The 11,949-nt window shown below is 59.5% G+C and carries 8 protein-coding genes; 3 read left to right on the top strand and 5 right to left on the bottom strand.

The annotated features are described in order from the left end of the window. Positions 1-31: 31 nt before the first annotated feature. The 3 genes from L1069_RS01875 to secA form a co-directional block, all read right to left on the bottom strand. Positions 32-1,585, bottom strand: coding sequence for a phosphate ABC transporter substrate-binding/OmpA family protein (locus tag L1069_RS01875; protein WP_237454593.1), 1,554 nt, complete (start codon positions 1,583-1,585; stop codon positions 32-34). Between the two features lie 24 nt (positions 1,586-1,609). Continuing rightward, entirely contained in the window at positions 1,610-2,512 is a 903-nt protein-coding gene (locus tag L1069_RS01870; protein ID WP_237454592.1) for a hypothetical protein, read from the bottom strand. Between the two features lie 310 nt (positions 2,513-2,822). Next, positions 2,823-5,525 carry a preprotein translocase subunit SecA gene (gene secA, locus L1069_RS01865; protein ID WP_237454591.1) on the bottom strand — a complete coding sequence of 901 codons (2,703 nt, stop codon included), beginning with the start codon at positions 5,523-5,525 and terminating at the stop codon, positions 2,823-2,825. Between the two features lie 177 nt (positions 5,526-5,702). Here secA and L1069_RS01860 point away from each other — a divergent pair, with 177 nt between their 5' ends. Genes L1069_RS01860 through mutT form a run of 3 tightly spaced genes read left to right on the top strand, consistent with a single transcriptional unit; the run spans position 5,703 to position 8,178 of the window. After that, a complete protein-coding gene (locus L1069_RS01860) occupies positions 5,703-6,554 on the top strand; it encodes a peptidylprolyl isomerase (protein ID WP_237454590.1) in 852 nt (283 codons plus the stop codon). Between the two features lie 2 nt (positions 6,555-6,556). Further along, complete coding sequence (gene argJ, locus L1069_RS01855; RefSeq protein ID WP_237454589.1) at positions 6,557-7,783, top strand: bifunctional glutamate N-acetyltransferase/amino-acid acetyltransferase ArgJ; 1,227 nt, start codon at positions 6,557-6,559, stop codon at positions 7,781-7,783. After that, complete coding sequence (gene mutT, locus L1069_RS01850; protein ID WP_129372612.1) at positions 7,780-8,178, top strand: 8-oxo-dGTP diphosphatase MutT; 399 nt, start codon at positions 7,780-7,782, stop codon at positions 8,176-8,178. The genes argJ and mutT overlap by 4 nt, the downstream gene beginning before the upstream one ends. A gap of 640 nt (positions 8,179-8,818) precedes the next feature. Here mutT and infB read toward each other — a convergent pair. Together infB and L1069_RS01840 are read right to left on the bottom strand one after the other, a co-directional pair. Beyond that, positions 8,819-11,311: a translation initiation factor IF-2 gene (infB, locus tag L1069_RS01845; RefSeq protein ID WP_134831093.1), complete on the bottom strand. Its 2,493-nt coding sequence runs from the start codon at positions 11,309-11,311 to the stop codon at positions 8,819-8,821. Positions 11,312-11,319: 8 nt separating this feature from the next. Further along, positions 11,320-11,940, bottom strand: a complete 621-nt coding sequence (locus tag L1069_RS01840; protein ID WP_129372614.1) for an RNA-binding protein — start codon at positions 11,938-11,940, stop codon at positions 11,320-11,322. Positions 11,941-11,949 lie beyond the last annotated feature (9 nt).

Raw genomic sequence — 11,949 nt, 5'->3', positions numbered from 1 at the left:
ATGCGCGGGAGCCCGCCCGCCACCCCGGTACTCAGCGCACCCAGACCTCAACCCGGCGGTTGATCTGCCGCCCCCATTCGCTGTCGTCACAGGCCATCGGCAGGGCCTCGCCAAAGCCATGTGTGCTGATCTGCACCCGGGTTGCATCTGCCGTCTCTGCTGCTTTGATCACCGCATCCCGAACCGCACCAGCCCGCTTCAGAGCAATCCGCCGATTGCCTTCAGATGGCCCGACACCATCAGAAAACCCAGCAAAAACAATTTCTTTTCCGTCAAACTCTCCTGCCTCCAGCGCGCGGGCCAGCTGCTCGACGTTGCTGCGGGACTGCGCATCAGGGCGCGCTGATCCAGGTTCGAACCGGAACGAGATGGTCAACCGCCGCATGTCGCCCAGCAGGGTCACCAGCCGCTGAAGTTCCTCCAGTCCGGATTTTTCCTTTGAAGCCAGAATCGCATTTGCCAGGCGGCGGCCCTGGCGGCTGACCGGGATCCGTTCTGGCGCCTGATCGACAAATCCTGCCCGGCGAATGACTGCCTGCGCCGCAGGTCCCCGCACATAAGCCAGGAAATCCCGCGCAATCTTGGGCAGGCGGCGGGCCGGCAGGTAAAGGAACATGGGAACCGTCAGCGGATAGTCTTCAGTCTTTACTGCCCGGCGGCTGGCCTGCAGAGAGAACCCGCAAGGGCCGGTCAAAGTCAGCATCCGCGCCGCGCCTTTCTCGGCAAAGCTGGCGATGCCTATGGCAAAGGGATCGACGAGAACCCGGCGGGCAAGTGTGCTGCTGCGGTCATGGCGGCGGATTCGTGTTGTAAACCCAGCTCCAAAAGGTACCATCAGCCGATCCTCCACCGCCTGGGCGAGGCCGGAGCCGGAAACCGGCATATGCAGCGAAATCGGGGCATCAGGACCGCCAACCGTTTGCCAGTTAGTGATCTGACCGGAATATATCCCTGCCAGTTGAAGCAAGGAAATCTCGCGCACCGGGTTGCTGGGCGCCACGACCGGCACAAAGGCGTCCAACGCAAGAACACGGCTGCGGCCCGGGCCGGTCAGATCACCCAGTCCTGCGGCACGGGCGGCCTTTTGTTCAAGCGGCCGGATTTCCCGCAATGCCATCGCCACATCCGCCTCATCCGCGATAAGAGCCGCAAATCCTCCATCGGTATTACTGGCCAGGAAAGTGAAACGTGCGGCCGGCTTTTGCCCGCGCAGCAGGACATGACTGAAATTCCCGTCGGGCAATGCCTCCAAGTGAGTCTGATAGCCATTTCGCAGGGCGAAGCCTTCAATCAGCGCAGGCATCAGAACTTCTGACATGGCGGAAGAACCAGCCAAAGTGATTTCCGAAACAAATCCGGACAGACTGGGGCAGCCAGGCCCATCGCACGCAACGCCTGAACCATCGACGGTGAGTTCGCCGAACTGGGTCTGCACCCGATAAAACTCGCCGTCGAATCCCAGCAGCGTGCCAGTGATTTCAACTGCGCCATCCGGGGAAGACAGGGTGACGTCCTGAGCAGCAAGACCGCGCGCAAAGACTGCCAGAAAAAGTGCGGCGCAAATGGCCGCACGAAAGAAGGTCATATGGATACCTGAAGTTACCGCAAATCAGTTGGATGCGATTTTCAAGTCTTCTACCAGATTATTCAACACCAGAAAGCTGCCCATTGCATCGCAATCCGGCATTGCCATCACCAAATCCCGGCTGGTGAGCTGTCCACCGCGCAATTGCAGTGCCTGGGCGGAAACATCCCTGCCGCAATTGGCGGCCGTCACTTCGGCCTCAGCGGTCAGGGACACGGTACCGGACTCGCTTGTGTCACTTGGCAGGCTGTAAACATCGGCAATACGCGGTGCCAATTGGCTGTCATCGCCCAAGCGCACGACCTGCCCGGCCCCGGCCGCGCCGTGCCAGACATGGCCAGCGCTGCCATAGGCGGCGCCAAACTCGCGGGCATGGATTTCGAAACCGCTGTTACCTGTCCATTGAAGAACAATCCGCTCAACAGTTTCAAGGCCGTCGACCTCTGCAACGGCGACAGCTCCGCTGCCACCTGAAGTCTCTGCGATGAAGACCGCGGTTCGGGTCAAAGCCGGCACCAGTGTGCTGAGCCGGCCTGAGTGATCCAGCGCAGCAGTAAAGGTCATGCCGCTGTGATGCACAGTTAAGCGCTCGTTTGGCCTGCAGGATGCCTCAACAATGAGATTAACCATCGCCCTCGGGGCAGCTTCAGCCATGGCCGTCAACTGGCAGGACGCTCTGTAATCCGGTTCTGCTGGCTCGCTGCCCGCTTTCAATGCAATTGCAGCATGCGGCGCCGATGTCAGGGTGATCTTTTCGATCTGCAGCTGAGCAGCTTCGGGTTCCGCTGGAATTTCAGGATCAGCCGCAGCAGTCCGGATAGCGGCGTTGACTACCAAGCCCGGGCCAGACGCCTGCATGTAGAATCCGATGCCCAAAGCACAAGCCAGCGTCGTCGCGCTTGTCAGCATCACCTGTTTGCTTAGCATTAGATCCTCCAGAACCAGTTTGGTTAAGGAAGCATGTCTGCAAATACCGGCCAGTTTGTGGCCGCCAGCAGGAGAGATTCCGGCAAATACGGCAATCACGCCATCTTTGTTGCCTGTCCGGAAACAAATCCGATTATACGCCCCGTGCCTTGGCAGCTCCAAAAGCCCTTAGCAGCCAAGTACGCTGCGCACAGCGCGGCGCCAAGCCCAACGGAAGCGGTCTTTGCCAAAAGACAAGCGACGGGCGGGAGATCACCCGCCCGTCGCCGGACGCAGGTTCAAAATGGAACCTACATGTCTTCTTCAGGTTTCAGGCCAGGCTGCCGTGGCAGTGCTTGAACTTCTTACCCGACCCGCAAGGGCATCTGTCATTGCGTGAGGGGTTGCCCCAGGTCGCCGGATCATCCTCCACGAAACCCGGTGCCGGGTCTTCTGCCGGAGCTTCGGCTGCGCTTGGCTGCGGAACTGCCATTTGCTGCATTGCGGCCTGGCGGGCAGCCATTTCCTTCAGCATCTGCTGCTGCTCTTCCTCAGTCATCGGACGCACGCGGCCAAGTTGCTGGGACACTTCTTCACGCAAGGAATCGAGCATGTTTTCGAACAGCTGAAAGCTTTCGTTCTTGTATTCATTGAGCGGATCACGTTGCGCATAGCCGCGGAAACCCACCACCGAGCGCAGATGCTCCAGTGTCAGCAGATGCTCACGCCAGTTCTTGTCTATGGTCTGCAGCAGAACCTGCTTTTCGATGTTACGCATGTTTTCAGGACCAAAGGCCGCGGCTTTTTCCGCCATCATCTTGTCAGAAGCCTGGACCAGACGTTCCCGGATCTGCTCGTCATCGACGCCTTCTTCGGCGGCCCATTCCGCCACCGGTGCGTCAATGCTCAGCATCTCGCGGACCTGCTCCTGCAGGCCTGCTGTGTCCCACTGATCGGCGTAGGTTTTGGGCGGCATGTGGGTGTCGAGCAGATCGTCGATCACCTCGTGACGCATATCATCGACAATCTCGGACAGATCCTCGGCGGCCATAATTTCGCGGCGTTGATTGAAGATCACTTTCCGCTGATCGTTCATCACATCGTCAAACTTCAGAACGTTTTTGCGCATATCGAAGTTGCGGCCTTCGACCTTGGCCTGCGCGCGTTCCAGCGATTTATTCACCCAGGGGTGAATGATCGCCTCGCCTTCCTTCATGCCCAGCGATGACAGCAGTTTGTCCAACCGTTCCGAGCCGAAAATGCGCATCAGATCGTCTTCAAGGCTGAGATAAAACCGGGTCCGGCCCGGATCGCCCTGACGGCCCGAACGGCCGCGCAGCTGATTGTCGATGCGGCGGCTTTCGTGGCGTTCGGAAGCCATCACAAACAACCCGCCTGCGTCCAGCACCTTTTGCTTTTCCTCGGCGTGTTTGGCTTCTTCGGCCGCGCGCAGTTCTGCTGGATCAGCCTCGGGGTTCTGCTCCAGCACTTCCAGCACTTTCATCTCGACGTTGCCGCCGAGCTGAATATCGGTGCCGCGGCCGGCCATGTTGGTGGCAATGGTCACCGCGCCATAGCGGCCGGCATCTGCAACGATCTGCGCTTCCTGCTCATGGTGGCGGGCGTTCAAAACGTTGTGCGGGATGCCGTCCTGCTGCAGCATCTGGCTCAGCAGTTCGGATTTCTCGATCGAGGTCGTGCCAAGCAGAACCGGCTGGCCCTTTGCATGCGCTACCTTGGCTTCCTTGATCATCGCCTCATATTTCTCACGGGCGGTGCGGTACACCTGATCGTCCTCATCCACCCGCGCAATCGGGCGGTTGGTCGGCACTTCAACCACACCCAGGCTGTAGATCTCGGCGAACTCATCAGCCTCGGTCATCGCAGTGCCGGTCATGCCCGAGAGCTTGTCATAAAGCCGGAAGTAATTTTGGAAGGTAACCGAGGCCAGGGTGGTATTCTCCGGCTCGATATTGACCTCTTCCTTGGCCTCGATGGCCTGGTGCAATCCTTCGGACAGGCGGCGGCCCGGCATCATACGGCCAGTGAACTCATCGATCAGAACAACTTCACCGTTGCGGACGATATAATCCTTGTCCCGCTGGAACAGCTTGTGCGCACGCAGGGCCTGGTTCACGTGGTGGACAACCGTGGTGCTTTCCGGATCGTAGAGCGAGGCATCCTCTTCCAGCAATCCGTGCTCGCGCAGCGTCTGCTCCAGGTATTCATTGCCATCCTCAGTAAAGGTCACACCACGGGTTTTCTCGTCGATCTCAAAATGTTCTTCCGACAACAGCGGGATCACTTTGTCGATAGTCGAATAGAGTTCGGACCTGTCCTCGGCCGGGCCGGAGATGATCAGCGGAGTACGGGCCTCGTCGATCAGGATCGAGTCGACCTCATCGACGATGGCAAAGTTGTGCTGCTTCTGAAACACCTGGTCCAGCGACGGTTTCATGTTGTCGCGCAGATAGTCGAAACCCAGTTCGTTGTTGGTGGTATAGGTGACGTCGCTGTCATAGGCGGCCATCTTCTCGGCGTCGGCTTGCCCCGACCAGATCACGCCGGTGGTCATGCCCAGCTGCGCAAACACCTTGCCCATCCATTCACTATCCCGCGTGGCCAGGTATTCGTTCACCGTTACCACATGCACGCCCTTGCCGGTCAGCGCATTCAGATAGGCCGGGAAGGTCGCCACCAGGGTCTTGCCCTCGCCGGTCTTCATCTCGGAAATGTTACCCTGATGCAGAAAAATACCGCCCATCAGCTGGGTATCAAAAGCCCGCAGACCCAGAGCCCGTTTGGCCGCTTCACGCACGTTGGCAAAGGCTTCGGGCAGCAGCGCGTCCAGGCTTTCACCGCCCAATGCGCGCTTGCGCAGCTCCTCAGTCTTGTCCTTCAGCCCGTCATCGCTGAGCTTCGCGAACATATCCTCCAGCGCGTTGATCTGTGCAATCAGCGGCCGTGTCGCCTTGATCTTACGGTCATTCGGCGTGCCGAAAACCTTTTTGGCGAGTGTTCCGAAACCCAGCATGTTTTCTCCAGCGATCCTATGTCCGGCCTTTGCATCGGGCAGGCTTGCCCGCCGTGTCCGCAACCCATAAACAATGGTGGAAAGACGGTCCTGCCAATGGCCTCAAGGCGATGTAAGCGGCAGGGTATAGAGTGTCAACGGCAGGCCCCTATGCGGCCTAGGAATAGGAAGGTTTCAATGCGTAAAGGTCTCACTTTTCTGCGCGGCATGGCGGTGGCAGCCTGTTCTGCGTTGCCGCTGGCCGCAGTTGCTGCGCCACATGCCAACACGGTTGTTGCCTCGGTCAATGGCGAAGATATCACCATCGGCCATATGGTCATGGCCCGCGAAAACCTGCCCGACCAGTACAAACAGCTGCCTGATGACGTGCTCTACAATGCCATCCTGGATCAGCTGGTTCAGCAAACCGCGCTGAAACAGCAGCTGCACGGCGAAGTGCCTCGTTACGTACAATTGTCCGTTGAAAACGAAGAGCGCGCCATGCTGGCCGCCAACGTGATCGATATGATCATGGAAAAGGCCAGCAGCGAGGATGCGCTGCGCGCCGCCTATGACGGAAAATACTCTTCCGGTGACGGTGGAGACGAGTTTCATGCCGCCCATATCCTCGTCGAAAGTGAAGAAGACGCACAGGACGTCAAAAAGGAGCTGGACGCCGGCGCCGATTTCGCCACGCTTGCCAAGGAAAAATCCACCGGCCCCTCCGGTCCCAGCGGCGGCGATCTGGGCTGGTTCACCACAGGCCGAATGGTGCCGGAGTTCGAAGATGCCGTTCTGAAGCTTCATTCGGGCGAAATTTCAGGACCCGTGAAAACCCAGTTCGGCTGGCATGTGATTCTGCTGCGTGAGCGCCGCAAGACCGAAGCCCCCGAGTTTGAAGAAGTGCGGGCACAGCTGGCCGAGGAATTGCGCCAAAAGGCAGTGGAAGAGAGCGTGAATGAACTGACCGCGTCCGCCGAAATCGAACGGTCTGAGATTGAGGATCTGAATCCGGCAATTCTCAAAGATCTTAGCCTGGTTAGGAACTGATCATGGCCGCCCCCATGCCCGTCTCGCCGCTGGCACCTGCCAGCTTCCCCGATCTTCCGGTGATCAAGGGCGTGCGTTTTGCATCAGCCGCGGCCGGGGTCAAGTATCAGGGCCGGACCGATGTGATGCTGGCAGTGATGGACCCGGGCACTGCGGTTGCAGGGGTTTTCACCCGCTCCAAGACCCGTTCTGCCCCGGTTCTGGACTGCCAAGCCAAGCTGGGCGGCAATGCTGATGCCGGTGCGGCAATCCTGGTGAACTCCGGCAATTCCAATGCCTTCACCGGTCATTTCGGGCAAAGCTCGGTTGCGGAGATCACCACTGCAGTTGCACAGGCAACCGGCCTGCCTTCCAGGCGTGTTTTTACTGCCTCCACCGGTGTCATCGGCGAGCCGCTGCCGCATGACCGGATTGTCGCGAAGGTCAGCGAACTGAACGATGCCTTGGATGAAGGCACGCTGGAAGGCGCCGCCCAGGCGATCATGACCACCGACACCTTTGCCAAAGGCGCCAGCGCCACGGTGGGGATCGGCGGCCAAACAGTCAAGATCGCCGGCATCGCCAAGGGTTCAGGCATGATTGCGCCGGATATGGCAACCATGCTGGTCTACATCTTCACCGATGCGAAGGTCGGGCAAGCCGACCTGCAGGAACAGCTCGCTGAGATCTGCAACCGGACTTTCAATTGCATCACCGTGGACAGCGACACCTCGACGTCCGACAGCCTGATGCTGTGCGCCACCGGCGCTTCGGGCGTCGACGCGACTGGAAGCGCGGAGTTTGCAGCAGGCCTGGAGCGGGTCATGCTAAACCTGTCACACCAGGTGGTGCGCGATGGCGAGGGCGCGACCAAATTTGTGGAAATCCAGGTGACCGGCGCAGCTTCGGATGCGGATGCAAAGGTGCATGGCCTAGCTATCGCCAACTCGCCGCTGGTGAAAACCGCGATTGCGGGCGAGGACCCGAACTGGGGCCGCGTGGTAATGGCGGTCGGCAAATCCGGCGCGGCTGCCGACCGGGACCTGCTGTCAATCTCATTTGGCAATGTGCTGGTGGCCGAAAAAGGCTGGGTCGCACCAGACTACAAGGAAGATCTGGGCGCAGCAGAGATGAAAAAACAAGAGATCACCATCAAAGTTGGCTTGGGACTGGGTGCCGGCAAAGCCACGGTTTGGACCTGCGATCTGACCCATCAGTATATCTCGATCAACGCGGATTACCGGTCATGAAGGTGATCCTTGTTTCCGCTGTTGCGCTTATCGACGTGGACGGGCGCGTGCTGCTGGCGCAGCGCCCCGAAGGTAAATCCATGGCCGGCCTGTGGGAGTTTCCTGGCGGCAAGATCGAACCAGGCGAAACACCCGAGGCAGCATTGATCCGTGAGTTACAAGAGGAACTAGGCATCGACACCTGGGCGTCCTGCCTGGCGCCGCTGACCTTCGCCAGCCACTCCTACGAGGATTTCCACCTGCTGATGCCGCTTTTTGCCTGCCGTAAGTGGGACGGCGTCCCGCAGGCCAATGAAGGCCAAACCCTGAAATGGGTGCGGCCGCAGGATTTGCGGGACTATCCGATGCCGCCGGCCGATATCCCGCTGATCCCGATTCTGCGCGACTGGCTCTAAAATACATGGAGCCGCAACGCAGCGGTTTCATGTTTCCCAAGGGTGAATTTTGGCGTTTTATCGGGGCTTTAGCTCCCTGGCCTGGCGCCCGTGAACCCTTTATTAATCATTCTCCATAAGCATCAGGTACGAAGAATTTGACTACCCGAAGTTTCAATTGGGCAGGAGAAGACCATGCTAAGGACAATCGCAGTTGGCAGTTTTTCGCTGATTCAGGGCATTTTCATAAGGACACTCCCTGACGGGAAAATCGCGGTGCGAGTTGGTAATAGAACATATGAAGGCCGCCCGGTGCCGCCTGTTGCCTGAGCTATCACTCATCACGCATGTCAGGCAAAAAATGGGATTGCAGACAGTGCTGCCCCGTTTTTGGGCCCGCAAGGCCAAAGCAAATTGACAAAATTTTTCTTTGCGGACTGGTCTGTCTCATTTCCACTCTGTCGTTCCGCCAATTCGTCAACTGTCTTTGCACCCTCCGCACATGCAGAATGGACCTGCGTGGACGGCGCATTCAGCATCAACGATAGGGTAGCCTTCAAGTGCGCTTCGGCCCCTGCGGCACATGACAATGGAACCGCCTAAAGAAACAGGCCCCGGCAATGGTGCCAGGGCCTGCTCTTCAATTTGGATTTAGCAACGATCAGTCAAGGGTCCGGGTGACTTCTTCGCGTTCGAAGATTTCAATCACGTCGTTCGGACGGACATCATCGTAGTTTTCAAACGCCATACCGCATTCCTGACCGGACTGAACTTCGGACACTTCGTCTTTGAAACGCTTCAGTGTCTTCAGCGTGCCTTCGTGGATTACCACGTTGTCGCGCAGCAGGCGGACACCTGCCGAACGGCGGGCAATGCCTTCGGTGACCAGACAGCCGGCAACCTTGCCAACACCGGTAACCTTGAAGACTTCCTTGATCTGCGCATAACCGATGAAGTTCTCGCGGATCTCGGCAGACAGCAGGCCCGAGGCCGCCGCTTTCACGTCATCCACCAAGTCGTAGATCACCGAGTAGTAGCGGATCTCAACGCTCTTCTGGTTGGCGGTGTTGCGGGCCGAAGCATTGGCACGGACGTTGAAGCCCATGATCGGCGCACCGGAGGCTTCGGCGAGGCCGACATCAGTTTCGGTGATCGCACCGACGCCCGAATGCAGCACGCGCACGCGCACCTCGTCGTTGCCGATCTTTTCCATCGCCTGAACGATGGCTTCGGCAGAGCCTTGCACGTCAGCTTTGACCAGGATCGGCAGCTCGGAGACATTTTCGTCGTCCTTGGCCTTCTGCATAAGCTGTTCCAGCGTGGTCGCAGCACCGGCAGCGGCGCGTTTATCCTTGGCGGCCTGCTCACGGTATTCAGCGATCTCGCGCGCCTGTGCTTCGGTGTCTGTCACGTTCAGCACGTCGCCTGCTTCCGGGGTGCCGTTGAGGCCAAGAACCTCGACAGGAACCGAAGGACCGGCTTCCTGGACGCGCTCGCCCTTGTCGTTGATCAACGCACGGACCTTGCCGTATTGCTCACCCACAACAAAGATGTCGCCCTGGCGCAGAGTCCCGGTCTGAACCAGAACGGTTGCCACAGGGCCGCGGCCCACATCCAGCTGTGCCTCGATCACGGCGCCTTGGGCGGCACGGTCGGGGTTGGCCTTCAGTTCCAGAATTTCCGATTGCAGTGCAATGGCTTCCAGCAGCTCGTCCAAGCCCTGGCCGGTAACCGCGGAAACTTCAACGTCCTGCACGTCGCCGGACATCGCTTCCACAACCACTTCGTGCTGCAGCAAGTCGGTGCGGACCTTTGTCGGGTCTGCCGCCGGTTTGTCGATCTTGTTGATCGCCACGATCATCGGAACCTGCGCCGCTTTGGCGTGGTTGATGGCTTCGATGGTCTGCGGCATCACCGCGTCATCCGCGGCAACCACCAGAACCACGATATCCGTCACCTGAGCACCGCGCGAGCGCATCGAGGTAAAGGCCGCATGGCCAGGCGTATCCAGGAAGCTCAGCACGGTGCCGCTTTCGGTTTTCACCTGATACGCGCCGATGTGCTGGGTGATGCCGCCGGCTTCGCCAGCCACAACACGGGCATCCCGGATCGCATCAAGCAGCGAAGTTTTGCCGTGGTCAACGTGGCCCATGATTGTGATGACCGGCGGACGCGGTTTCAGATCGTCGTCCTTGTCCTCAATCTCTTTGATCACGTCTTCGACGTCAGAGGCGGACACCCGGACCACTTTATGGCCGAATTCCTCGATGATCAGTTCCGCGGTATCGGCGTCGATGGTCTGGTTCTGCGTGACCATCATGCCCATGTTCATCAGCGATTTGACAACTTCGCCAACGCGCTCCGCCATCCGGTTGGCCAGTTCCGAAACCACAATCGCCTCTGGCAGCTGAACGTCGCGGATGACCTTTTCACGCTCGACCTGGCCGCCCATGGCTTTTTGCCGGGCACGCTCTTGCTTGCGCTTCATCGACGCCATCGACCGGTGGCGATTGCCGCCGCCGCCAGTGGCCTGCCCCAATGTCAGCTTACCCGAACGGCGGCCATCATCCTGGCCCTTGCCGCGGTTCTGACGCTGTTCGCGTTCACGGTCTGCTTTACGCGGCGCGGCAGCAGGCGCGGGTTTGTTCGGCGCCGGGCGGGCCGCTCTGGGCGTATCCGCGGCAGGAGCAGGAGCAGCGGCAGCAGCAGCGGCGCGTTCTTTTGCCACTTCAGCTTCACGCTTCTTGCGCTCTTCTTCTTCTTGCTTGGCCTTGGCGCGTTCTTCGGCTTCCCGCTGCTCGCGCTCTTTGGCTTCCGCTTCGGCGCGGCGGCGGTTGCGCTCTTCTTCGCGCGCTTTTTCGTCCGCGGCCCGGGCGGCCGCTTCTTCGACCTCGCGCGCTTTGGCAGCCTGCAGCGCCTTCAGGCGGCGCTCCATCTCAGCGTCACTGATGCCGGCAGGCCGGCGCGATCCGGATGTGGAAGGCGCAGCGCCGCCGCCGCCCTTGGCCGCACCCGGCTTGGGAACCACAACGCGCTTGCGCTTGGTTTCCACTACGACATTCTTGGTCCGTCCATGGCTGAAACTCTGTTTCACGTTCCCCGGACGGGAACCCCCACGCAGACCCAGTGTCTTTTTGCCGTCACTATCGCTCATAAAGCTTCTTATCCTTCCGTGCGGCCGTCGCCGCCCACCATTTCGCGCAAACCTTGCAGTCGTTGCGCCTCATCTACAACACGTTTGCTGAGTCCGCCAGAGGCGAGGGCGGCATGTATTGCAGTTTGGCGCCCAAATGCCATTCCCAGCTCGTCCGCCGTGAGGCAGCCGATGAATTTGCCCTTGTAGGGGGTGCTCAGCTTCGACTTTCCGCGGCCAGACCCGTCGGACGCCTGGATCAGCACCCGGGCATCCTCTTTGTAAAGCCAGTCTTTCACCCGCTCAAAACCGGACACCGCATCACCCGATTTACGCGCCAGGCTGATCAGTTCAATAAGCCGGCGGACAACCTGCCGCTCAACTTCCTGAACCAATTCCTCCGGCACCTGGACCTGGGCCTTGAAGCCGCGGGCAAACAGCTTCTTCTTGACCGCGGTATCCAATGCGGCCCGGCTGGAGGCCACATAGACACCACGGCCGGGCAGCTTGCCCATCACATCAGGCACAACTTGCCCGTCAGGACCCATCACAAAACGGATGAGGCCCTGTTTGGGCTGGATCTCGCCGGTTGCGATGCATTTACGCTCGCTGTCGTCGGTCCGGTCTTTTGTGGCGCCGCCGCGTGTCATGCAGTTCTC

The organism is Leisingera sp. MMG026 (assembly GCF_021654205.1).
Taxonomy (GTDB): Bacteria; Pseudomonadota; Alphaproteobacteria; order Rhodobacterales; family Rhodobacteraceae; genus Leisingera.
This window is presented reverse-complemented; position numbering and strand designations above follow the sequence as displayed.